Origin of the sequence: Lysobacter sp. 2RAF19, from assembly GCF_052115395.1 — a bacterium.
Taxonomy (GTDB): Bacteria; Pseudomonadota; Gammaproteobacteria; order Xanthomonadales; family Xanthomonadaceae; genus Noviluteimonas.
In genome coordinates this window covers 221,397-242,633 of record NZ_JBFRGO010000003.1, presented here as the reverse complement: position 1 = coordinate 242,633, position 21,237 = coordinate 221,397, and the positions used below count along the sequence as shown (strand labels likewise).

Annotated in this window: 19 protein-coding genes and 8 tRNA genes; 6 read left to right on the top strand and 21 right to left on the bottom strand. The window is 66.4% G+C overall.

The window, feature by feature from the left end:
• Window positions 1-3: 3 nt before the first annotated feature.
• Genes moaA through AB4059_RS12575 form a run of 3 tightly spaced genes read right to left on the bottom strand, consistent with a single transcriptional unit; the run spans window position 4 to window position 2,580 of the window.
• Entirely contained in the window at window positions 4-1,050 is a 1,047-nt protein-coding gene (gene moaA / locus AB4059_RS12585; RefSeq protein ID WP_498979332.1) for a GTP 3',8-cyclase MoaA, read from the bottom strand.
• Window positions 1,047-1,814, bottom strand: a complete 768-nt coding sequence (locus tag AB4059_RS12580; RefSeq protein WP_498979331.1) for an MBL fold metallo-hydrolase — start codon at window positions 1,812-1,814, stop codon at window positions 1,047-1,049. The genes moaA and AB4059_RS12580 overlap by 4 nt, the downstream gene beginning before the upstream one ends.
• Before the next feature lies 1 nt (window position 1,815).
• Window positions 1,816-2,580 (bottom strand): 3-deoxy-D-manno-octulosonic acid kinase, encoded by a 765-nt coding sequence (locus AB4059_RS12575; protein ID WP_498979329.1) that lies wholly within the window; start codon window positions 2,578-2,580, stop codon window positions 1,816-1,818.
• 24 nt (window positions 2,581-2,604) lie between these two features.
• Here AB4059_RS12575 and AB4059_RS12570 point away from each other — a divergent pair, with 24 nt between their 5' ends.
• Entirely contained in the window at window positions 2,605-3,669 is a 1,065-nt protein-coding gene (locus tag AB4059_RS12570; protein ID WP_498979328.1) for a glycosyltransferase family 9 protein, read from the top strand.
• A 268-nt stretch (window positions 3,670-3,937) separates the two neighbouring features.
• Here AB4059_RS12570 and AB4059_RS12565 read toward each other — a convergent pair.
• A tRNA-Ser gene (locus tag AB4059_RS12565) sits at window positions 3,938-4,028 on the bottom strand.
• Between the two features lie 115 nt (window positions 4,029-4,143).
• On the opposite strand from AB4059_RS12565, the gene AB4059_RS12560 reads away from it, so the two are divergent.
• Window positions 4,144-4,551, top strand: a complete 408-nt coding sequence (locus AB4059_RS12560; RefSeq protein WP_498979327.1) for a DUF6165 family protein — start codon at window positions 4,144-4,146, stop codon at window positions 4,549-4,551.
• Between the two features lie 148 nt (window positions 4,552-4,699).
• Entirely contained in the window at window positions 4,700-5,404 is a 705-nt protein-coding gene (locus tag AB4059_RS12555) for a PP2C family protein-serine/threonine phosphatase (RefSeq protein WP_498963931.1), read from the top strand.
• A 1-nt stretch (window position 5,405) separates the two neighbouring features.
• Here the strand turns inward: AB4059_RS12555 and dnaQ are convergent, their stop codons facing one another.
• From dnaQ to AB4059_RS12540, 3 genes are read right to left on the bottom strand one after another with little or no spacing between them, the layout of a single operon-like run.
• A complete protein-coding gene (gene dnaQ / locus AB4059_RS12550; protein WP_498979326.1) occupies window positions 5,406-6,137 on the bottom strand; it encodes a DNA polymerase III subunit epsilon in 732 nt (243 codons plus the stop codon).
• Window positions 6,134-6,589: a ribonuclease HI gene (gene rnhA, locus AB4059_RS12545; RefSeq protein WP_498979325.1), complete on the bottom strand. Its 456-nt coding sequence runs from the start codon at window positions 6,587-6,589 to the stop codon at window positions 6,134-6,136. Before rnhA ends, dnaQ begins: the two co-directional genes overlap by 4 nt.
• Window positions 6,586-7,248, bottom strand: a complete 663-nt coding sequence (locus AB4059_RS12540; protein ID WP_498979324.1) for a methyltransferase domain-containing protein — start codon at window positions 7,246-7,248, stop codon at window positions 6,586-6,588. Before AB4059_RS12540 ends, rnhA begins: the two co-directional genes overlap by 4 nt.
• Window positions 7,249-7,293: 45 nt before the next feature.
• Between AB4059_RS12540 and gloB the strand changes: the two genes are divergently transcribed.
• The 3 genes from gloB (at window position 7,294) to AB4059_RS12525 (ending at window position 10,126) form a co-directional block, all read left to right on the top strand.
• Window positions 7,294-8,058, top strand: coding sequence for a hydroxyacylglutathione hydrolase (gene gloB / locus AB4059_RS12535; RefSeq protein ID WP_498979323.1), 765 nt, complete (start codon window positions 7,294-7,296; stop codon window positions 8,056-8,058).
• Entirely contained in the window at window positions 8,055-9,275 is a 1,221-nt protein-coding gene (locus tag AB4059_RS12530; RefSeq protein ID WP_498979322.1) for a lytic transglycosylase domain-containing protein, read from the top strand. Before gloB ends, AB4059_RS12530 begins: the two co-directional genes overlap by 4 nt.
• Window positions 9,276-9,340: 65 nt before the next feature.
• Complete coding sequence (locus tag AB4059_RS12525; RefSeq protein ID WP_498963919.1) at window positions 9,341-10,126, top strand: enoyl-ACP reductase FabI; 786 nt, start codon at window positions 9,341-9,343, stop codon at window positions 10,124-10,126.
• Window positions 10,127-10,198: 72 nt separating this feature from the next.
• Here AB4059_RS12525 and AB4059_RS12520 read toward each other — a convergent pair whose 3' ends face one another.
• The 14 genes from AB4059_RS12520 to AB4059_RS12455 form a co-directional block, all read right to left on the bottom strand.
• Complete coding sequence (locus AB4059_RS12520; RefSeq protein WP_498979321.1) at window positions 10,199-12,169, bottom strand: SurA N-terminal domain-containing protein; 1,971 nt, start codon at window positions 12,167-12,169, stop codon at window positions 10,199-10,201.
• Between the two features lie 117 nt (window positions 12,170-12,286).
• Window positions 12,287-12,363, bottom strand: a tRNA-Asp gene (locus AB4059_RS12515).
• A 78-nt stretch (window positions 12,364-12,441) separates the two neighbouring features.
• Window positions 12,442-12,516: transfer RNA gene (locus AB4059_RS12510), tRNA-Val, on the bottom strand.
• 15 nt (window positions 12,517-12,531) lie between these two features.
• A complete protein-coding gene (locus tag AB4059_RS12505; protein WP_156641506.1) occupies window positions 12,532-12,804 on the bottom strand; it encodes a non-specific DNA-binding protein Hbs in 273 nt (90 codons plus the stop codon).
• 268 nt (window positions 12,805-13,072) lie between these two features.
• Window positions 13,073-15,499 (bottom strand): endopeptidase La, encoded by a 2,427-nt coding sequence (lon, locus tag AB4059_RS12500; protein WP_498979320.1) that lies wholly within the window; start codon window positions 15,497-15,499, stop codon window positions 13,073-13,075.
• Window positions 15,500-15,773: 274 nt separating this feature from the next.
• Entirely contained in the window at window positions 15,774-17,060 is a 1,287-nt protein-coding gene (clpX, locus tag AB4059_RS12495) for an ATP-dependent Clp protease ATP-binding subunit ClpX (RefSeq protein ID WP_498963913.1), read from the bottom strand.
• 116 nt (window positions 17,061-17,176) lie between these two features.
• Complete coding sequence (gene clpP, locus AB4059_RS12490) at window positions 17,177-17,803, bottom strand: ATP-dependent Clp endopeptidase proteolytic subunit ClpP (protein ID WP_036167511.1); 627 nt, start codon at window positions 17,801-17,803, stop codon at window positions 17,177-17,179.
• A gap of 19 nt (window positions 17,804-17,822) precedes the next feature.
• Window positions 17,823-19,118, bottom strand: a complete 1,296-nt coding sequence (tig, locus tag AB4059_RS12485) for a trigger factor (protein WP_498979318.1) — start codon at window positions 19,116-19,118, stop codon at window positions 17,823-17,825.
• A gap of 303 nt (window positions 19,119-19,421) precedes the next feature.
• Window positions 19,422-19,505: transfer RNA gene (locus tag AB4059_RS12480), tRNA-Leu, on the bottom strand.
• 663 nt (window positions 19,506-20,168) lie between these two features.
• Entirely contained in the window at window positions 20,169-20,483 is a 315-nt protein-coding gene (locus AB4059_RS12475; RefSeq protein ID WP_498979316.1) for a hypothetical protein, read from the bottom strand.
• A gap of 143 nt (window positions 20,484-20,626) precedes the next feature.
• Window positions 20,627-20,702 (bottom strand) — tRNA-Lys (locus AB4059_RS12470).
• 41 nt (window positions 20,703-20,743) lie between these two features.
• Window positions 20,744-20,820 (bottom strand) — tRNA-His (locus AB4059_RS12465).
• 182 nt (window positions 20,821-21,002) lie between these two features.
• Window positions 21,003-21,079 (bottom strand) — tRNA-Arg (locus AB4059_RS12460).
• Between the two features lie 6 nt (window positions 21,080-21,085).
• A tRNA-Pro gene (locus AB4059_RS12455) sits at window positions 21,086-21,162 on the bottom strand.
• Window positions 21,163-21,237 lie beyond the last annotated feature (75 nt).

The following is a 21,237-nucleotide window of genomic DNA, read 5'->3' as shown; positions in this document are numbered from 1 at the left end:
CGTTCAGCCTCCGACCAGGTACATTTCGACATGGCGCCGCGATGCCGTCGCCGCGCCGCGGATTTCGCTGTAACGGTCCGCGCGACGCGACCAGGCTTGGGCGAGCGCATCCACGACGGCGTCTTCCCCTTGTCGCGCGACCGTGCGCAAGGGTTGCCCGTCGGCGGCGAACAGGCAGGTGTAGAGCGTGCCGTCCGCCGAGACGCGCGCGCGATGGCAATCGCCGCAGAACGGAACGGTCACCGAACTCACGAACCCCACTTCACCGGCGCCGTCGTCGTAGGCGTAACGCGCCGCGACTTCGCCGCGGTAATTCGGGTCCAGCGCGCGCATCGGCCAGCGGGCATGCAGGCGGTCGCGCAATTGCGCCGAGGGCACGACGTTTTCGCGACGCCAGCCATTGCACGTGCCGACGTCCATGTATTCGATGAAGCGCAGCACGTGCCCGTTCGCACGCGCGAACTCCGCGAGCGGCAACACTTCGCCTTCGTTCACGCCGCGCTGCACGACGCAGTTGAGCTTGATCGGCGCGAAGCCCGCGGCGCGCGCGGCGTCGATGCCTGCGAGCACCGTTTCGATGCGCCCGCGGCCGCCGGACATCGCGGAAAACATGGCAGGCGACAGCGCATCCAGGCTCACCGTGATGCGATGCAGGCCGGCCTCGCGCAAGGCCTGCGCATGCGCGGCGAGCAGGCTGCCGTTGGTGGTCAGCGCCAGATCTTCGAGACCCTCGATGCGCGCCAGGCGCCGCACGAGATCCGGCAAACCCCTGCGCAACAGCGGTTCGCCGCCGGTCAAGCGCAACTTGCGCACGCCCAGGCGCACGAACCCGCGCACCAGCGTTTCGATTTCGTCGAAGGACAAACGCGCCGCCGCATCCAGGCCGTGATCGTCGGGAATGCGGTCGGCCGGCATGCAATACGGGCAACGGAAGTTGCACGCGTCGATCACCGACAGGCGCAGGTCGCGCAACGGGCGACCGAGCGCATCCAGCGGCTGCGTGCCTTTTTGGGGCGCGTGCACCGGCGCGAAGGGCACCTGCGCGCTCATCGCATCGGCGCCATCGTCGCCGTCGTCGGTGCCAGCGCGATCACTTCGCCCGCGCGCGCGATGCGATGCCCACGCACTTCCAGGTGCGCGCCGTCGGTCTGGCTCGCGTAGTGGTACAGGCAGCAGCGCGCGAGCAGTTCGGCGGGATATTCGCGTTCCAGATCCTCGATGCCGCTATGCGAGGGATTGCCGTGCAAGGCGCAATCGTGGAAGACGATTTCATTGTTGTCGGCGAATTTCGCGAGCTGTTCGGGGATCGGCCGCGTATCGCCCGTCCACACCATGCTGCCGCGCAGGCGCAGGCCGAAGCTGGTGTCGGGCCAGTGGTGGCGCGTGGGGAAGACTTCCATGCGCACGCCGTCGTGCCAGAAGTGATCGCCGACGGGCACCAGATGGAAGGCATCCCAGAAATTCGCGCCGCCCTCGGCGAGCACGTTCGGATACGAGGCGATGCGCTGCTGCAGGATCGGCACCAGCGGCGCGGGGATGTACAGGGCGACGCGGCCGCGCCGTGCATCGTCCCAGTAGCTGGCGCCGAAGAGGCGTTCGAACCCGCCGACGTGGTCCAGGTGCGCATGCGTGATGAACACCGCGCGCGGCGCGGTGCCGTAGTGCGCCAGGTAATGGGTGAGACCGTCGCTGCCGCAATCGATCGCCAGCCACGGCGCGCCGTCGCGTTCGATCGTCGCCATCGCCGAACCCAGTTCGGTGGCGAAGGCGTTGCCGACACCCTGCAGGCGCAGGGACCATGCCGCGGCGGTCATTTCAGTAGCCCTTGTTCCATTGCGCTTCGTAGGCCTGCAGCAGGCGCTGGAAGTCGCGTTCGACATCCTCGGTGCCGCGCTCGCCGCGCAGCTTGAGCAAGGATCGCTTCAGGCGCGCGAGGTTGCGTTCACGCCACTTGGTGGCGGGGATGCGCAACACGCAGCGGTCCAGGTCGATCATCCAGCCGTTGCCCGCATCGTCGAAGAGCAGATTGTGGGCGTTGAGGTCGATGTGGTCGAGGCCGGCGCGATGGAAGCGCGCGACCAGGCGGCCGGCTGCTTCCCAGGGCGCGGTATCGCCGGGGGTGTTGGCGCGGTGGCCGAGGGAATGCACGTGTTCGATGCGTTCGAGCAGGATCGCCGCGCGATAGCGGTGGCCCTTGCGCACGTAATAGGCCGCGATCGGCACGGGCACGGGCAACTGCTTCCTGCGCAGTTCGCGCAACAGGCGGAACTCGGCGAAGCTGCGCACGCGGGCGTTGCCCCGCCACAGGTGGCGGTCGCGGCTGATGCGCGCAGCGAGCCCGCCGCGCAGGTAATGGCGCAATACCGCGCCGCCGAAGGGCCCGTCCACGAACCATGCCGCGCCGCGCCCACCGGAGGAAACCGGGTGCGCGTGGCTGCCCCAGTGCTGCGGATCGAACCATTCGGGCACGGCGTGTTCCACGCCTGCTTGCCGCAGGTATGTGCGGTCGAACAGAATCGCCCCATACCCCATCCCTTCGCGGAACGGCGTCAGGCTTTCATTGGCGTCGAACGCGGCCATGTCCGAACGAGTCTAGCAAGCATCGTGCCCGCAACGTCGCCCCCGCCCCGCTCGCTCTGCCTGCTGCGCCTTTCGGCGCTGGGCGACGTGACGCACGTGGTTCCGCTGGTGCGTACCCTCCGCCAGGCCTGGCCGGAGACCGCGATCACCTGGGTCATCGGGACGGGCGAATTCAAATTGCTCGAGGGGCTGCCGGGCGTGGAGTTCCTCGTTTACGACAAGCGCAGCGGCCTGCGCGGCATGCTCGCCTTGCGCCGGGTGCTGGCGGCGCGGAAGTTCGATGCCTTGCTGCAGATGCAGGTGGCGATGCGCGCGAACCTGCTTTCGGCGTGCATTCCGGCAGAGCGGCGCATCGGTTACGACGCGGCGCGTTCGAAGGATCTGCACGGCTTGTTCGTCAACGAGCGCATCCCCGATCGCCCGGGCATCCACGTGCTCGATGCGATCGGGAGTTTCTGCGAGCCGCTGGGCATCGTGCAGAACGAAGTGGTCTGGAACATGCCGGTGCCCGAGTCGGCGCACGCGTGGGCGCGCGCGCAGTGGGACGAAGATGGGACGCCGACCTTGGTCGTGTCGCCGTGTTCGAGCCACGTGTTGCGCAATTGGCGGCCGGAGCGTTACGCCGCGGTGGCCGATCACGCGGTGTCGAAGGGTTGGCGCGTTGTGTTGTGCGGGGGGCGCAGTGCGCTGGAGCGTTCGGTCGCCGACGCGATCCTCGCGGCGATGAAGGCGCCTGCGCTCGACCTGGTCGGCAAGGACACGTTGAAGCAGTTGCCGGCGTTGCTGGCGCGCGCGGATCTGGTGATGACGCCCGATTCGGGGCCGACGCATATCGCCAATGCGATGGGGACGAAGGTGTTGGGGTTGCATGCGCCGAGTAATCCGCGTCGCAGCGGGCCGTATTCGGATCTGCGGTATTGCGTGGATCGTTATGACGATGCGGCGCGGAAGTTTCTCGGCAAGTCGGGCGAGGAGCTTCCGTGGGGGACGAAGATCGAGCGCGAAGGGGCGATGGATCTGATTACCGTGGACGATGCGGTGCAGGCGTTTGATCGGTTTTGCTCCGATCGTCGCGCGGGGCGGTATTAACGTCTTGGGCTGATGGAGCTACACCCTCCGCTTTCGCGCCGCCCGAACGTTGTGAGTTCCAAATTTTTTTAGGAAAAAAATTTGAAACTCACAACGCTGGGGCATCACCTTTCGAACGATGGCTCTCGATCAGGCACCTCGCTCGAGCATTCTCTTGCCGGTGCGAAGCAAGCTTCGCACTGCCCCGATCTTTGTCGAGAAGCGGCTTTGCCTTTCCAACCCAAAGACGGCAAAAAAAAACGCCCCGTTCAGGGGCGTTCTCTTTACATGGCGGAGAGGGAGGGATTCGAACCCTCGGTGCGCTATAAACGCACGCCTGATTTCGAGTCAGGTACATTCAACCGCTCTGCCACCTCTCCTGGAAGCGGGCGTGCCCAATGGACCGGGCTGCGGGGCGTGCATGATACGGGCGTGCCTCCCGCGGGACAAGCGCGGGTAGACTGTGCGCCCCCGTTCCCTCATCGCGGCGCGCCCATGTCCGAACTCCTGGTCCCGGTCTCCTACGGCGAACTCCTCGACAAGATCGCGATCCTGCAGATCAAGTCCGAGCGCATGACCGACCCCGCCAAACTGGCGAATGTCCGCAACGAACTGTCCGCGCTCGAGAAAACCTGGATGGCGCACCCGGCCGCCGGCGGCGACGTCGCCAAGCTGCGCGCCGATCTCAAGGCCGTCAACGAACGGCTGTGGGTGATCGAGGATGACATCCGGGTGAAGGAGAAGGACCAGGCCTTCGACGAGGAATTCGTGCGCCTGGCGCGCAGCGTGTATTTCGAGAACGACGAACGCGCGCGGATCAAGAAGGACATCAACCTGGCGCTGGGCTCTGCCTACGTCGAGGAGAAGTCGTACCAGGACTACCGCACGGGCGCTGCGCCCTGAAGCGGCCCTGCTCCGTGGGGTGGCGTACGGACAACGTGACCGCCTCCGCGGATCGGCAGGTTCGCGTGGCATGCACGGCCGGATCGCAACGATCATGCCGTTGATGAATGCAACTCCCCTTGCGGGCCCTCCCTCCTCGTCATCCGCCATGATCGAATTCGGACACCTGACCCACGTCGGCCTGCGTCGGGAATTGAACGAGGACACCTACTACGGCGACAGCGAGTTGGGGTTGTGGCTCGTTGCCGACGGAATGGGCGGCCACGAATACGGCGAAGTCGCCAGTGCCCTGGCGCGCGAGACCATCGTGCGCGAAGTGCGCGACGGCACGCCGCTCGCGCAGGCGATCCGCATCGCCGACGAGGAAATCATCCGCGCCTCGCGCCGCCGCAACGACGCGCTGCCCATGGGCACGACCGTCGTGGCCGCGCGCATTTCCGGCAATCGCTTCGAAGTGGCATGGGTCGGCGACAGCCGCGTGTACATCTGGCGCGAGGGACACCTGGCGCAGTTGTCGCAGGATCATTCCTACGTGCAGGAGTTGATCGCGCAGGGCGCGATCTCCGCCGAGCAGGCGCGCAGCCACCCGCACCGCAACGTGGTGACGCAGGCGCTGGGCGTGACCGATCCCAACCAGCTCAACGTCGAAACCATGACCGGCGAACTCCGCCCGGGCATGCAGCTGCTGTTGTGCAGCGATGGGCTGACCGAGGAAGTCGAGGACGGCAACATCGCCGACGTGCTCGGGCACGATGAGTGCAGCGCGCAGGAATGCGTCGACACCCTGGTGGCGGCGGCGCTGGACGGCGGTGGGTCGGACAACGTGACCGTGGTGCTCGTCCGGCGCCACTGACTTACGCGGGGACGGCCTCCATCGGCGCGTCTTCCTCAAGCAACACATCCCACACCGCCCGCCCGGCCTTCTTCCGAAGCGTCGCCAGCCGCGCATCGTGCGCGGCCAGTTCGTCCACGGTGGCCGTGATGCGCGGGCGCGGGCCGCCGGTGGCGGCGAATTCGGCGACCACCACGCGCGCCGGATCCTCGGCGGCGGCGAAGCCGATTTCGCCCTGGCCGGAGGTCAGTGCAAGGTAGGCCTCGGCGAGCAGCTGGGCGTCGAGCAAGGCGCCGTGCAACTGGCGATGGGAGTTGTCGACGCCGAGGCGGCGGCACAGCGCATCGAGCGAATTGCGCTGGCCGGGAAACCGCTGGCGCGCAAGGGCCAGCGAATCTTCGACGTTGCAACGATCGCGCACGCAGCCCAGGTGCGCGCCGATGCGCGAGAGCTCGTAATCCAGGAAGCCCAGGTCGAAGGCCGCGTTGTGGATCACCAGTTCGGCGCCGTCGATGAAGGCGAGGAATTCCTCGACGATGTCTTCGAACTTCGGCTTGTCGGCGAGGAATTCCAGCGTCAGGCCGGTGACTTCCTGCGCGCCGGGTTCGAAGCTGCAATCGGGCTTGAGGTAACGCTGGAACGTGCGGCCGGTGGGGCGGCGCTCCACCAGTTCGACGCAACCGATTTCCACCACGCGATTGCCCTTGTCCCAGGACAAGCCCGTGGTTTCGGTATCGAGCACCACCTGCCTCATTGCGTCGCCATCCCCTTGAACTTCAATGCCTGGTCGCGTGCGAGTTGATCCACGCGCTCGTTGTCCGGATCGCCGCTGTGCCCTTTCACCCAGCGCCAGTCGATCGCGTGGCGTTGGGTGGCGGCATGCAGGCGCTCCCACAGGTCGCGATTCTTGACCGGATCGCCTGCCGCTGTCTTCCAGTTTCGACGCACCCAGTTGGGCATCCAGTCGCAGATGCCCTGGCGCACGTACTGCGAGTCGGTGAACAGGACGATGGTGCACGGCTCGCTGAGCGATTCCAGGCCGCTGATGGCGGCCATCAGTTCCATGCGGTTGTTGGTCGTGTGCGCTTCGCCGCCGACGACTTCGCGTTCGCGGCCCTTATAGCGCAACAGCGCCGCGTAGCCGCCGGGACCGGGATTGCCGAGGCAGGCGCCGTCGGTATGCACTTCCACCTGCTTGTTCGTCATGCGGCGGAGACACCGTTGGAAAGGCGCACGACCGGACGGGGGCGGATCGGGATCAAGGGCACGACGCGTTTCTCCGCGCGCAGCAGGAAGGCGGCGCGCATGCCTGCGCCCTGTTGCAGGGACGCATTGGGGATGGGATTCCACCGCGGTCCCACGCCTTGCGACACCGCTTCGGGCTCGAGGCCGGCGGTGCGCAGGCGGCGACGCCAGCGGACGGGTTCGGACGCCGACGGCCCCTGTCGCAGCCAACGCATGCGATAGGGCGCCAGCGGGTTGAGCGTGAACAGCCACAGCCGGCCGCCGGGGACCAGGACGCGCGCGATTTCCTCGAGCAGCGCCGCCGGCAGCACCGCGCCGTCGGCGACATGCTGGACGACGACAGTGCCCATCGCCTCGGATGCGAAGGGCAGCGGCAGCGCGCACCGCACCGGTCCGAGGAACGCGCCGTCGGCGACGTGGAACGCCAGCTCGCGTTCGCCGACCGCCGCCAGCCCTTCGACCGGCATCAGGCGCAGCCAGGGCTGGCCGGGGCGCTCGGCGGCGGCCCTGCGGACGATCTCGTCCTCGCTGTCGAGCACGGCGCGGCCGGCAACGCTGGCGAACCAGGCGCCCGCGGGCGGGGCTTGTTCAGGTTGACGGGGCGTTCCGGGGAGCGGCATGGTCCCTATTCTGCGGGATGCCCCTTCCGCGTGGAGAGGCCATCGATGCGATTGCGACCGCTGCCGGCGTTCGAGGACAACTACATCTGGGCGCTGGTCGACGACGACGGGAGCGCGCTGGTCGTGGACCCGGGCGAGGCCGCGCCGGTCCTGCGGGCGGTCGGCGAAGGCCTGTCGCTGCGCGGCATCCTGCTCACGCATCACCACAACGACCACATCGGCGGCGTGCCCGCCCTGCTGGCCGAGTATCCCGACTTGCCGGTCATCGGCCCGAACGACGAGCGGATCGCGACCGCCACCCAGCGCGTCGGCGCCGGGGACACCGCCCGGATCGGCGACTGGGTCTTCGAGGTCCATGAGATTCCGGGCCACACCGTGAGCCACATCGCATTCCACGGCCATCAAGTCTTGTTTTGCGGGGACACCCTCTTCAGCCTCGGCTGCGGCCGTTTGTTCGAAGGGACTCCCATGCAGATGCTGGACTCGCTGGACCGCCTGGCCGCGCTGCCCGGTTCGACCCGGGTGTGCTGCGGCCACGAGTACACCGTGGCCAACGCGGCCTTCGCGCTGACGGTCGAGCCATCCAACACCGCGCTGCAGGATCGGAGCACGCAGGCGCAGCGCCTGCGCCTGGCGTCGCAGCCGACGGTCCCGACCACGCTGGACGACGAACGGGCCACCAATCCGTTCCTGCGCATCGACATCCCGGACGTGCGCGGTGCGGTGTCGAAGCACGTCGGCCGCGCGCTGCTCGATCGGGTGGATGCGTTCGCGCAATTGCGGCGCTGGAAAGACGGGTTCCGCGCATGAGGTTGCGCCGGCGCCTGGCGTTCGGCCTTGCCGCGAGTCTCGTGCTCGCGGCGTCGAATGCATCGGCCGCCTCGCAGGAAATCCCCCGCACGCCGCCCCACGCCGAACAGGCACCGGTCGACGATGTCATCGCCGCGCGCAACACCCGCAGCGGCCGCGAGATCTACGCAAGCTTCCGCGAGGGCCTGGCCGATCCCACTTGTCCGTCGGGCGGCAACGCACGTTGGAAACAACACTTCGCGAACGCACCGCGCCGCATGGCCAGTGCGAACGACGATGTCCTGCCCTTGTTCGGTTACGTCGTCGACGCCGTGCGCGAAGCCGACCTGCCGACCGAATACGCACTCATTCCCTTCGTCGAGAGCGGCTACAAGGCCGGCGCGCGCAGCCCGAGCGGCCCCGCGGGCCTGTGGCAATTCATCCAGTCCACGGCGCGCAACCACGACATCGCCATGCGCGCCGGTTACGACGGGCGCCTGTCGCCGGTGGATGCCACGCGCGCGGCGGTGCGTTACCTCAAGACCTTGCACGGCATGTTCGCGGGCGATTGGCGCCTGGCGGTGATGGCGTACAACGCGGGCGAATATCGCGTGCTCGGTTCGCTGCGCAGCGCGGGCCAGAACGCGCGCAACGCCAAACCCGAAACGCTGCCCGGCCTTTCGCCGATCACGCACGCCTACGTACAGAAGTTGCGCGCGCTCTCGTGCCTGCTCGAACAGGCCGACGACCGCGAGGAATGGTTGCGTTCGCTCGATCGTCCGGTCGCGCACCTGGATGCGCAGGTGCTGCCGGCCGGCGTGAAGTCGCTCGATGCCTTCGCGCAGATGCGCGGGCTCGATGCGGCACAGTTGCGCCGCTTCAATCCCGCGTTCGAAGGCGGCCGCGTCGTCGCACGCAAGGACGGCGCCTTGCGCGTGCTCGCACCAGTGCCGATGGACGATGGCGTGCGCGTCGCGCTGGATGCGCCGGACACGGCCGCCAAGGTATCGACGCCCTCCCCCATCGTGGGTGAAGCGTCGCCGCAGGTGGCCGCGTCGAAGCGTTCGCATACCGTGGCGCGCGGCGAATCGCTGTGGACCATCGCCCACCTTTATGGCCTGGAAACCGGCGAACTCATCGCACGCAACAAGCTCGACAAGGGCGCGAAGATACGCCCGGGCATGGTGCTGCGGATCGATGCGGAAGACGCGCCGGCGACCGCGGCGGCTGGCCCCTGAGGCGCGGCACAGGCACACTTGTCGCCCCCGCCGCCCCGCCGGCGCGCAGCAACATCGGAGGTTCCATGGGTTTCCTGCAGGGCAAACGCGCGCTGATCACCGGCGTCGCCAGCCAGCGCTCCATCGCCAGCGGCATCGCCGAGGCGATGCATCGCGAAGGCGCGCAGCTCGCCTTCACCTACCAGAACGAAAAACTGAAGTCGCGCGTGGAAGACGCCGCGAAGGAATACGGCAGCGACATCGTCATTCCGCTCGACGTCGCCGACGACAAGCAGGTCGAAGCCTGCTTCGACGAGTTGAAGAAGCACTGGGATTCCTTCGACATCCTCGTGCACGCGATCGCCTATGCCCCGCGCGAAGCGATCGAAGGCGAATTCCTCGACGGCCTCACGCGCGAGACCTGGAACATCGCGCACGAGATCTCCGCCTACTCGCTCGCGGCGATGGCCAAGGCCGCGCGTCCGATGATGGCCCACCGCAACGGCGCCATCGTCACCCTGAGCTACCTGGGCGCCGAACGCGCGCTGGCCAACTACAACGTCATGGGCGTGGCGAAGGCCAGCCTGGAAGCGACGGTGCGTTATCTCGCGCTCAACCTCGGCCCGGAAGGCACGCGCGTCAACGCGATCTCCGCCGGCCCGATCAAGACGCTCGCCGCCGCCGGCATCGCGAACTTCCGCAAGATGCTCGGCCATGTCGAAGCCTACGCACCGATGCGTCGCAGCGTGAAGATCGAAGACGTCGGCAACGTCGCCGCGTTCCTGTGCTCGGACCTGGCCGCGGGCGTGACGGGCGAAGTGACGTACGTGGACGCCGGTTACAACATCCTCGGGATGACCGGGATCGAGTGATCGCGCGCACGTCGCGATAAAAAAAAGCCCGGCGATCGCCGGGCTTTTTTGTTGCGCTTGGGTGCGGCGCGCTTACATCCGTTCTTCGGCGACCTGCACCTTCATCGACTTGCGCATCGTCGCAACGTAGGCCTTCGCATCGTCGGTACCGCCCGACTGCGCGAGCTGGCGCTGCAACTGCGCGCGTTCTTCGGCCGTGGCCTTCGCCGGATCGCCCGCGATGACCTTGTCGACGACGAACACGACATGGCTGCCGTCGGGCAGACGGACACTGCCGGGCGACACCTTGCCCGCGGCGGGCGCCGGCACGGAGAAATACGCTTCCGATGCTTCGCGCGTCGGCAGCGGCGCGCCGCGCGGAACGGCCGGCATCGCGGTGGGTGCCAGGCCGCGTTCGGCGGCAACGGCGTTGAGCGGCGTGCCGGCCTTGAGCTTGGCGACCATCGCATCGGCGACGGCCTGCGCGGCCTTCAGCGAACGCTCGAGGCGGATCGCCGAAACGATCTGGCCGCGCACCTGCGCCGCCGGCAATTCATGCGCCGGCGAATGCTGCGTGACGCGCAACATGACGACGTGGTCGGTGCCGACTTCGATCGTGTCGCTGACCAAACCGTCCTGGATCGCCGAATCGGCGAACGCGGCGCGCTGCACTGCGCGGTTGCCGGCGATGCCGGGACCACCGCCGCGCGGGAACGGTCCGAGCGTCTTCACTTCCAGGCCCGAAGCCTTCGCGGCCGGATCCAGCGCGGTCGGATTCTTGTTGACCAGGTCGACCATCTTCGTGGAGAGGTCGTTGAAGATGCGTTCGCGATCGGCATCGGCCTGTTCGGTGGCCAGGCGTGCGCGCACTTCATCGAAGTTCGCATCGGTCGCGCCCTTGACTTGGCGCACCTGCACCACGTGCCAGCCGTACTTCGTGCGCACCGGACCTGCGACCTGCCCGCCCTGCATCGCGAACACCGCGTCTTCGAAGGGCTTTTCTTCCATCCCGCCCTTGGCGATCCAACCCATGTCGCCGCCCTTGACCTTCGACAGGGCGTCGTCGGAGTTGGCGGTCGCGAGCGCGGCGAAATCCGCACCCGGCGCCTTCGCCTGTTCGGCGAGCTTCTTTGCCTTCGCTTCGGCGGCCTGCTGCTGCGCGGGCGTGGCATCGGCCGGCACCGCGACGAGGATTTGCGAGACCAGGCGTTCACCACCGCTGCCCAGGCCGCTCTTTTCCTTGTCGAAACGCTGGCGCAACGTGGCTTCGTCCGCCGGCGGCACGGTGAGTGCGTTGGCGTCGATGTCGACGTATTCGATGGTGACCTGTTCTGGCGCGCGGAATTCGGTGCGATGCGACGCCCAATACGTATCGATTTCCTTGCCCGACACCGGGCCGGTGTCCGGCGTCGGCGCCGGCAACTGCACCCACGCCACGCTGCGCTCTTCGGCGAGCAGCTTGAGCAGGCGATCCATTTCCGAATTGGTGACGAACGCCGACTGGGCCAGGCCCTGCGGCAGGGCGTCGACCGCCAGGCCGTCGCGCACTTCGTTCTCGAAGCCCTTGGGCGTGAGGTTCTGCGAGGCGAGCGCGATCTGGTAACGCTCGGGGCTGAACTTGCCGTCGACCTGGAAAACCGGCATTTCCAGGATCGCGCGCTTGACCTGCGCATCGCTCGCGGCGATGCCGGCGCGGCCCGACGCCATCTTCAGCACGCGCTGGTCGATCAGTTGTTCGAGGATCGCGCGCTTGTTGTCGACGGTGTCGAAGGCCTGCGGATCGTAGTTGTCGCCCAGCTGCTGGCGCTGTTCGGCGCGCGCGCGCTCCAGCTGCTGGCGCCAGTCGCGCGAATCGATTTCGTCCTTCGACCACAGATAGGAGACGGGCCAGACGTTGGGCGCGCCCTCCCACCACGTCGGCGGCGCTTCCACCTTCGCGACCCAGTCTTCGTTCTGCTGCTGCATGTATTGCTCGACGCCGAAGAAGGCGAAGGGAATCGTCAGCAGGCCGAGGATGGCCGATGCGATCCAGCCGGAGGTTTTGTCGCGGAGTTTCTGCAGCATGGTCGGCGGTGAGGGATTCGTGAGCCGGGCAGTTTAGCCGCTTCGGCCCGCGCGCGCCGGAATGCACGGGAGGCCCAAAACAAAAGCGCCCTTTCGGGCGCTTTGGTCTGGAACTAGTGGCGGAGTGGACGGGACTCGAACCCGCGACCTCCGGCGTGACAGGCCAGCATTCTAACCGACTGAACTACCACTCCGCTGAGCCCGAAATGATACAAGAGCTGAGTTCGTTCCTGCAACACTTCGATCGAACAACAACACGCATCGGCATCGGGTGGTGGGTGCTGAGGGGATCGAACCCCCGACCCTCTCCGTGTAAAGGAGACGCTCTACCGCTGAGCTAAGCACCCGTCCCGAACGTTGAATCAGTTGACCGCGTCCTTCAGCGCCTTGCCGGCCTTGAACGCGGGGTTCATCGACGCGGCGACCTTGATCGTTTCGCCCGTGCGCGGGTTGCGGCCTTCGCGCGCGGCGCGCTTGCGCACCGCGAAGGTGCCGAAGCCCACGACGGTGACGGTGTCGCCCTTCTTCAGGGCCTTGGTGATCGCAGCGATGACGGCATCGACCGCGCGGCCGGCATCGGCCTTCGTCAGTTCTGCGCCTTCGGCGACGGCATCGATCAATTCGGCTTTGTTCATGCTTTGGGAACTCCCGGAAATAAACCGCGGATGGGGACCGGGGCAGGCCGATGCGCGCGCGGGTTGCGCGGGCATCCTGGCTGGCGTTCCCCGGTCGACGAGCCGCAATGCGCTTCACGCATTGGCGGCGGACGCGGTCGTTATACCAGCGGGGTATGGCCCGAGCAACCGGAAAACCGCGCAACTGCGCGGTTTCCGGGATATGCCGATTGTCAATGGCCGATTGGTGCGGCGATGTTCAGTGGCGTGCGGTTCAGTCCCGCAAGCGTCAGTGAGTGATGTCGTGCTGCTGCGAGGGCGGCGTGGCGGGCGGCGCGACCTCGCTCTTCGCACCGGCCGGGGTGGCGGCGGTGTTGGGCGAGAGCGGGCGTTCCAGGGCGAGGTCGAGCACTTCGTCGATCCACTTCACCGGCACGATCTTCATGCCCGAGGTCACCGCCTTGGGGATGTCCGCGAGGTCCTTGCGGTTCTCCTCGGGGATGATCACCGTGCGGATGCCGCCGCGCATGGCGGCCAGCAGCTTTTCCTTCAGGCCGCCGATGCCCAGCACCTTGCCGCGCAGGGTGATCTCGCCGGTCATCGCGACATCCGCCTTGACCGGGATCTTGGTGAGCGTCGACACCAGCGCGGTCGCCATCGCGATGCCGGCGCTCGGACCGTCCTTCGGCGTCGCGCCTTCGGGCACGTGCAGGTGGACGTCGTAGCGGGTGAGGAAATCCAGGTCGATGCCGAAGCGATCGGTGCGCGCGCGCACCACCGACAGGGCCGCCGACGCCGATTCCTTCATGACATCGCCGAGCTGGCCGGTGAGGATCAACTGCCCCTTGCCCGGCACCAGCGTGGATTCGATCTGCAGCAGGTCGCCGCCGACTTCCGTCCATGCCAGGCCCGTGACCAGGCCGATCTCGTTTTCCTGTTCGGCGCGGCCGTAATCGAAGCGGCGCACGCCCAGGTACTTGTCGAGGTTCTTGGAGGTGACGGTGACCGTGCTCGCCTTGCGCTTGGGGCCGGCCAGCGCGAGTTCCTTGACCACCTTGCGCGCGATCTTCGCCACTTCGCGTTCGAGGTTGCGCACGCCCGATTCGCGCGTGTAGTAACGCACGATGTCGCGGATCGCGTTCTCGGAAATCTTCAGCTCGTCTTCCTTCAGGCCGTTGGCCTTCAACTGCTTGGTGACGAGATAACGCAGCGCGATGTTGAGCTTCTCTTCCTCGGTGTAGCCCGGGATGCGGATCACTTCCATGCGATCGAGCAGCGGGCCCGGGATGTTGAGCGAGTTGGAGGTGGCGACGAACATCACCTCCGACAGGTCGAGGTCGACTTCCAGGTAGTGGTCGTTGAACGCGCTGTTCTGCTCGGGATCGAGGACTTCCAGCAGCGCCGAGGACGGATCGCCACGGAAGTCCATCGACATCTTGTCGATCTCGTCGAGCACGAACAGCGGGTTCTTGCTGCCCACCTTGTTGAGGTTCTGCACGATGCGGCCCGGCATCGAACCGACATAGGTGCGGCGATGCCCGCGGATTTCCGCTTCGTCGCGCACGCCGCCGAGCGACATGCGCACGAACTTGCGGTTGGTCGCCTTCGCGATCGATTGGCCGAGCGAGGTCTTGCCCACGCCGGGCGGGCCGACGAGGCACAGGATCGGGCCGCGCAACTTCTGCACGCGCGCCTGCACCGCGAGGTATTCCAGGATGCGTTCCTTGACGCGCTCCAGGCCGTAGTGGTCGGCGTCGAGTACTTCCTGCGCGACCTTGAGGTCCTTGCGCACCTTGGTCTTCTTCTTCCACGGCACGCCGAGCAGCCAGTCCAGATAGTTGCGCACGACCGCGGCCTCGGCCGACATCGGCGACATCTGCTTGAGCTTGCCCAGTTCGGCGCGCGCCTTGGCTTCGACCGGCTTGGGCATGCCGGCTTCGGCGATCTTGCGCGCGAGTTCATCCAGGTCGTTGGGCGCTTCGTCGATCTCACCCAGTTCCTTCTGGATCGCCTTCATCTGTTCGTTGAGGTAGTACTCGCGCTGGCTCTTCTCCATCTGCGACTTCACGCGGCCGCGGATGCGCTTCTCCAGCTGCTGCACGTCGATCTCGCCTTCGACCAGGCCCACCAGCAATTCCAGGCGGCCGCCGATGTCGAGGGCTTCGAGCAGCTTCTGCTTGTCGGACATGCGCACGCCCAGGTGCGCGGAAATCGTGTCGCCCAGACGGCTGGGATCGTCGATGCCGCTAAGCGTTTGCAGCAGTTCCGGCGGCAGCTTGCGGTTGGTCTTGACGTACTGTTCGAACAGGGACAACAGCGAACGCGCGATCGCTTCGACTTCGCGCGTTTCGCGCGCCGATTCGGATTCGACCACGGTGCCGGTGCCCTTCAGCGCACCGTCGTGTTCCTCGACGTCGGTGACGCGCGCACGCGACAGGCCTTCGACCAGCACCTTGATCGTGCCGTCGGGCAACTTCAGCAATTGCAGCACCTGCGCCAGCGTGCCGATCTCGTGCAGGTCCTTCGCACCCGGCGCATCGGTGTCGGCGGACTTCTGCGCGACGAGGAGGATGCGCTTGTCGGCTTCCATCGCCTGGTCGAGGGCGCGGATGGATTTGTCGCGGCCAACGAACAGGGGAATGACCATGTGCGGAAACACCACGACATCGCGCAGCGGCAGCACCGGCAGGTCGAAGGTTTCGGCGGTCTGGGTCATGGGATCTCCGGCAAGAAAAACGCGATGGACGAAATTCGGCGCGACCGCCCCCGGACCTTACCGGGGAGCGAGTCAAGGCGGCGCACACCCTGCGCCGTAGCCTCGGTTATGGGGCGCGAAAGACGGGGATGCAAGCGCCCGTAGGCGCAATCGTGACCGCGTCCGAACGCGTTCATGCAGCTGTCCGGACAAGCGGCGGCGGCGCCCATCCGGGGGACGGGCGACGCGATGCGGCGGTGGAGGCGGACCGGCGGGTTCCACGCCGGTCCGGGGCTCATTCGGCGCCTGCGGCCTTGGGCGTGGCGGGCGGCGTCTGGTAGATCAGGTAAGGCTCGGACTTGTGCTCGATGACCGACTCGTCGACCACCACCTTGCTGACGTTTTCCAGCGAGGGCAGTTCGTACATCGTGTCGAGCAGCACCGACTCCACGATCGTGCGCAGGCCGCGCGCGCCAGTCTTGCGCTTGAGCGCCTTGCGGGCGATCGCGTTGAGCGCGTCGGGGCGGATTTCCAGTTCCACGCCTTCCATCTCGAACAGCTTGCGGAACTGCTTGCTGATCGCGTTCTTGGGCTCGGTGAGGATCTTCACCAGCGCCGGCTCGTCGAGTTCCTCGAGCGTGGCGACCACCGGCAGGCGGCCGACGAACTCGGGGATCAGGCCGAACTTGATCAGGTCTTCGGGCTCGACTTCCGACAACACCTTGCCGATGTCGGTCTTGCGCTCGGCGCTCTTGACCTTCGCGCCGAAGCCGATGCCGCCGGCTTCGGTCGAACGCTGCTGGATGATCTTGTCCAGGCCGGCGAACGCACCACCCACGACGAACAGGATGTTGCGCGTGTCGACCTGCAGGAATTCCTGCTGCGGGTGCTTGCGGCCGCCCTGCGGCGGGACGCTGGCCACGGTGCCTTCGATGAGCTTCAGCAGCGCCTGCTGCACGCCCTCGCCCGACACGTCGCGCGTGATCGACGGGTTTTCGCTCTTGCGCGAAATCTTGTCGATCTCATCGATGTACACGATGCCCTGCTGCGCCTTCTCGACGTCGTAGTCGCACTTCTGCAGGAGCTTCTGGATGATGTTCTCGACGTCCTCGCCGACGTAGCCGGCCTCCGTCAACGTCGTCGCGTCGGCGATGGTGAACGGCACGTTGAGCAGGCGCGCCAGCGTTTCGGCCAGCAGCGTCTTGCCCGAACCGGTCGGACCGACCAGCAGGATGTTCGACTTCGCCAGTTCGACGTCGTCGTTCTTCTGCCGGCTCTCGATGCGCTTGTAGTGGTTGTACACGGCCACGGCCAGCGTCTTCTTGGCGCGCGACTGCCCGATGACGTACTGGTCCAGCACGTCCAGGATCTCGCGGGGCTTGGGCAGGTGGCTGCGAGCCGACTGCGCCTTCTCCTCGAGCTCCTCGCGGATGATGTCGTTGCACAGCTCGACGCATTCATCGCAGATGAATACGCTCGGGCCCGCGATCAGCTTGCGGACCTCATGCTGGCTTTTCCCGCAGAACGAGCAATACAGGATCTTGTTGCTGTCGCCGGATCGGCCTTGACGGTCTTCGCTCATTCCCCACACCTGCTTCGGCCACACGGTAGCGGCCCGAGAATAGCATCCGCGGCCCGGTTGTCCACCGAGCCGAAGGTGCAATGATTTGGTTCCACGATCAGGAGGCCGGGCCCGACTCAGGCGGCCTGGATCGAATCGTCGGGCCTGCGCTCGAGGACCTGGTCGACCAGGCCGTATTCACGCGCGGCCTCGGCGCTCTTGAAGTTGTCGCGTTCGGTATCGCGGGCGATGGTCTCGAGGGCCTGGCCCGTATGGCGGGACAGGATCTCGTTCAGGCGCTGGCGCAGGGTCAGGATTTCGCGGGCATGGATGTCGATGTCCGTGGCCTGGCCCTGGAAGCCGCCCAGCGGCTGGTGGATCATCACGCGGGAATTGGGGAGCGCATAGCGCTTGCCCTTGGCGCCCGAAGCCAGCAGCAGCGCGCCCATCGAGGCGGCCTGGCCGACGCAGATGGTGCTCACGTCGGGCTTGATGTACTGCATGGTGTCGTAGATCGCCATGCCCGCCGTGACGATGCCGCCCGGCGAGTTGATGTACAGGCTGATGTCCTTTTCGGGGTTTTCGGCCTCGAGGAAGAGCATCTGCGCGACGATCACGTTGGCCACGTGGTCGTCGATGCCACCCACGAGGAAGATCACCCGCTCCTTGAGCAACCGCGAATAAATGTCGTACGCGCGCTCGCCGCGGCTGGTCTGTTCGACCACCATCGGCACGAGGTTCAGGGCTTTCGTTTCGAGGCTCATGGGTGTCCGGTTCTCGTTGTTACTGGCGGATGGCGTCCTGGAAGGATAGTGCCTGCTCCGTGTGCGTGGCGCGTTCGGCGATCCAGTCGATCACCTGCTCCTCCATCACGCGATTCTGCAGACCTGCCATGAGCTGGGGGTCGTTGCGGTACAACTCAATGACCTGCTCCGGCTGTTCGTAGGTGGATGCGATCAAACGCATCGTCTCGTTCAAACGGCGCTGGTCCAGGCGCAGCTCGTTGCGGCGGGCGATCTCGCCCACCAGCAGGGCCACGAGCACGCGCTTGCGCGCCGGCTCCATGAACTGCGACTGGTCGACGGCCACCTGCTGGCCCTGGCGGCGGGCCTGGTCGGCCATGCCGTTGGCCAGCGAGCGCGCTTCGGCCTCGACCAGGCGCGGCGGCATTTCGACCGAGGCGTACTTGGCGACGAGCTGCTCGCCCACTTCCTTGCGCAGGCGCTGCATCAGCGCGCCCTTGAGCTCGCGCGCCAGGTTGCTGCGGATTTCGGCGCGGAACTGCTCGGGCTCGCCCGACTTCACGCCGAAGCTGCGGATGAACGCGGCATCGACTTCCGGCAGCACCGGCTCGGAGACTTCGAGCACCTTGACGGTGATGGCCACGGTCTTGCCGGCGAATTCGGGGATGCGCCAGTCGGCCGGGAAGTCGACCTGCACGGTCTTCTCTTCATCGGGCGACATGCCGACGACGGCGGTTTCGATTTCCTTGAGCATCGCGCCGGAACCCACGACGGTGCTGCCCTTCTCGGCGCCTTCCGGCGGACGGCGCACGCCGTCGACTTCGGAGAAGTTTTCCATCGTGACCAGGTCGTTTTCCTTCGCCGCGCGCTCGACGCGGTTCCAGCCCTGGCGCTGCATGCGCAGGTTGTCGATCATGCGATCGATGTCGGCGTCTTCGACTTCGGCCGTGTGGCGCACGACTTCCAGACCGGTGACATCGACGTCGCCGAAGTCCGGCACGATCTCGAAGGTGGCGACGAACGCCAGCTCGCCTTCGCCGGCCACGTCGCTGCTCGGCTCGATGCGCGGGGCACCGGCGAGGCGGAGTTCGTTTTCGCGAACGGCACCGTCGAAGCTCTCGCGCAGCATGCCATCCAGGATTTCCTGGCGGACCTGGTCGCCGTAGCGCTGCTCGATGACCTTGGTCGGCACCTTGCCGGGGCGGAAGCCCTTGATGCGCGCGGTCCGCGCGATTTCCTTCAGGCGACCACCGACCTGGGTGTCGATTCGCTCCGCCGGCAGGCGGAAGGTCATGCGGCGTTCGAGGTTGCCAAGGGTTTCGACCGAGACTTGCATTGCTGGGAGCTCTTCGTGATGAGTGGCAGGCCCGGCGCGGGAGCGCGGCGGGCGGAACGAGGTAGTTTGGCCGAAAGCGGCCCGGGCCGCCACCCGGCGGCCGTCCGGATCGTGCGAAAGGCGGGACTCGAACCCGCACGCCTTGCGGCGCTGGAACCTGTCTCCCGTACGTTTTCGCCTAAATCCTTGCGGCTTCTGGAAATAAGCAGCGGAACTGTGCCCAACGGCAGCTGGATGCGCCTCCAGCACCGGATTTCGGTCCGTCAGTGGAGGCACATCCGCCTTGGACGTCGTTTTTGGACTTGCGGTGGGCGGGACTCGAACCCGCACGGACTCTCGCCCTACGGCACCTAAAGCCGCCGCGTCTACCAATTTCGCCACCACCGCACAGCGGCTTCAGTCTATCAACGCATCGGGGCGCCATGGCGCGGGTTCATGCGCGGGTCTTTGCGTCTCCTCCGACCGAGTCTTTAGCCACTGCCCCGCAAGCAGCGCAGAACGCTGCCCGCGGCGTGCGAAGTGGTTTGCCACAGCCGTTGCATGGAGGACCGTACATGGAAGATCGGTGATGCCAGATCGCATCTGCGTTCGTTTCAGCGTATCCCGTCATCTCACGGTACAGGTGAAGCGCAGACGCGCCGTAGTTTTGACGTAGTGCTTCCGACAGCGTCGAGCCATGCAGGGACCGATACGCCTGCACATCTGCAATTGCCCGGTGGAGGACTGGTTCCATGGCCTCCCACTCTTTCTCGGTGAGCATCGGAACCACCATGTCGCAACGCCAGCAATAGAGGTCCTGCGCCATCTTGTCCTCGAAGGGAATCGACGTTTGCGACGGATCGAAGGCCGAAGTGGGTGTGTCAACGCAGGCACAGTCGTGGCACAGAAGGTGTTCCCGTGTGCCCGCTGTGCCGGGAGTAGCCGGGCTAAGCCGCTGATGCAGCTCAAATTCCCCGGGAACCTAAATCCAGTGCGTCTACCAATTCCGCCACTCTCGCGAGCCCGCATTGTGCCCGCCGCCGGCACCCCGGCGCCACGGCGGGGCCCGGGCTATTCGCGATGGACCGAAGCGCGCGTGGCCACGTCATCCTTGAAATCGACCTGCAGGACGATCGGCGCCCCGGTGTCCTCGTCCAGCCCCACGTCCCAGGTACACATCTCGTGCCCGCGCGTGCGCCCGGGGCCGAGCATGTGCTGCACCTCGCCCCAGCCTTTCCCGATCAACAGCCGCCGCGCGATGAGATCGGAGGTGAAGGCCTGCCGCTGGAACCGATCCTCCTGCGCCCAGGCCTCCGGCGAGAAACGGCGCGCATCGGAACAGGCGGCGAGCAGCAGCAAACCCAGGATGAGCAGGGACCGGCGCATCGGGACCTCCAAAGCGCGGAGGCGCTCAAGGACTCCTACGCAAGCTACCGATCATGGCGGACGCGTCCGTGCCGTGCGTCGCGCCAAAGAACTCGCGCCAAAGAAAAAGGGACCTGGCATCGCTGCCAGATCCCTCTTCTTTTTGGTGGGCCGTCAAGGATTCGAACCTTGGACCTATTGATTAAGAGTCAACTGCTCTACCAACTGAGCTAACGGCCCGTAGCGGCGCGCATTGTAAACGTGCGGGCTGCGAAACGGAATGGGGTGGCTGAGGGGACTCGAACCCCCGACATCTGGAATCACAATCCAGTACTCTAACCAACTGAGCTACAGCCACCACGGCGCACGCGATCCACTGCGGGCGGCCGGCTATTCTTCAGGAGTCGGCGTGGGGATGCAAGCCGCCGGCCTCCGATCTCCCCTTTTGCGATGCCACGATCCTTCAGATCGCAACGCAACCAAGAAGTCGAAGTAGCCCCTTTCGGTAAAAAAGTTCGCACGCCAAATTGCTTCGCAATTTGGCGCGCCCGACAGGAATCGAACCTGTAACCGCCGGCTTAGAAGGCCGGTGCTCTATCCAGTTGAGCTACGGGCGCTTCGATTGGTCGGGGTAGAGGGATTCGAACCCCCGACATCCTGCTCCCAAAGCAGGCGCGCTACCAGACTGCGCTATACCCCGATGTTTGACGGCCCGGGCTGCCGGGACGCGGGATTCTGGGAACCCGCCGCCCCGCCTGTCAACGCGGGCGGTCCA

Bases quoted from the DNA above. Each gene is read 5' to 3' on its own strand.
- moaA (WP_498979332.1), bottom strand. From the start codon at position 1,050: ATGAGCGCGCAGGTGCCCTTCGCGCCGGTGCACGCGCCCCAAAAAGGC.
- AB4059_RS12580 (WP_498979331.1), bottom strand. From the start codon at position 1,814: ATGACCGCCGCGGCATGGTCCCTGCGCCTGCAGGGTGTCGGCAACGCC.
- AB4059_RS12575 (WP_498979329.1), bottom strand. From the start codon at position 2,580: ATGGCCGCGTTCGACGCCAATGAAAGCCTGACGCCGTTCCGCGAAGGG.
- AB4059_RS12560 (WP_498979327.1), top strand. From the start codon at position 4,144: ATGTCCGAACTCCTGGTCCCGGTCTCCTACGGCGAACTCCTCGACAAG.
- AB4059_RS12555 (WP_498963931.1), top strand. From the start codon at position 4,700: ATGATCGAATTCGGACACCTGACCCACGTCGGCCTGCGTCGGGAATTG.
- dnaQ (WP_498979326.1), bottom strand. From the start codon at position 6,137: ATGAGGCAGGTGGTGCTCGATACCGAAACCACGGGCTTGTCCTGGGAC.
- rnhA (WP_498979325.1), bottom strand. From the start codon at position 6,589: ATGACGAACAAGCAGGTGGAAGTGCATACCGACGGCGCCTGCCTCGGC.
- AB4059_RS12540 (WP_498979324.1), bottom strand. From the start codon at position 7,248: ATGCCGCTCCCCGGAACGCCCCGTCAACCTGAACAAGCCCCGCCCGCG.
- gloB (WP_498979323.1), top strand. From the start codon at position 7,294: ATGCGATTGCGACCGCTGCCGGCGTTCGAGGACAACTACATCTGGGCG.
- AB4059_RS12530 (WP_498979322.1), top strand. From the start codon at position 8,055: ATGAGGTTGCGCCGGCGCCTGGCGTTCGGCCTTGCCGCGAGTCTCGTG.
- AB4059_RS12525 (WP_498963919.1), top strand. From the start codon at position 9,341: ATGGGTTTCCTGCAGGGCAAACGCGCGCTGATCACCGGCGTCGCCAGC.
- AB4059_RS12520 (WP_498979321.1), bottom strand. From the start codon at position 12,169: ATGCTGCAGAAACTCCGCGACAAAACCTCCGGCTGGATCGCATCGGCC.
- AB4059_RS12505 (WP_156641506.1), bottom strand. From the start codon at position 12,804: ATGAACAAAGCCGAATTGATCGATGCCGTCGCCGAAGGCGCAGAACTG.
- lon (WP_498979320.1), bottom strand. From the start codon at position 15,499: ATGACCCAGACCGCCGAAACCTTCGACCTGCCGGTGCTGCCGCTGCGC.
- clpX (WP_498963913.1), bottom strand. From the start codon at position 17,060: ATGAGCGAAGACCGTCAAGGCCGATCCGGCGACAGCAACAAGATCCTG.
- clpP (WP_036167511.1), bottom strand. From the start codon at position 17,803: ATGAGCCTCGAAACGAAAGCCCTGAACCTCGTGCCGATGGTGGTCGAA.
- tig (WP_498979318.1), bottom strand. From the start codon at position 19,118: ATGCAAGTCTCGGTCGAAACCCTTGGCAACCTCGAACGCCGCATGACC.
- AB4059_RS12475 (WP_498979316.1), bottom strand. From the start codon at position 20,483: ATGCGCCGGTCCCTGCTCATCCTGGGTTTGCTGCTGCTCGCCGCCTGT.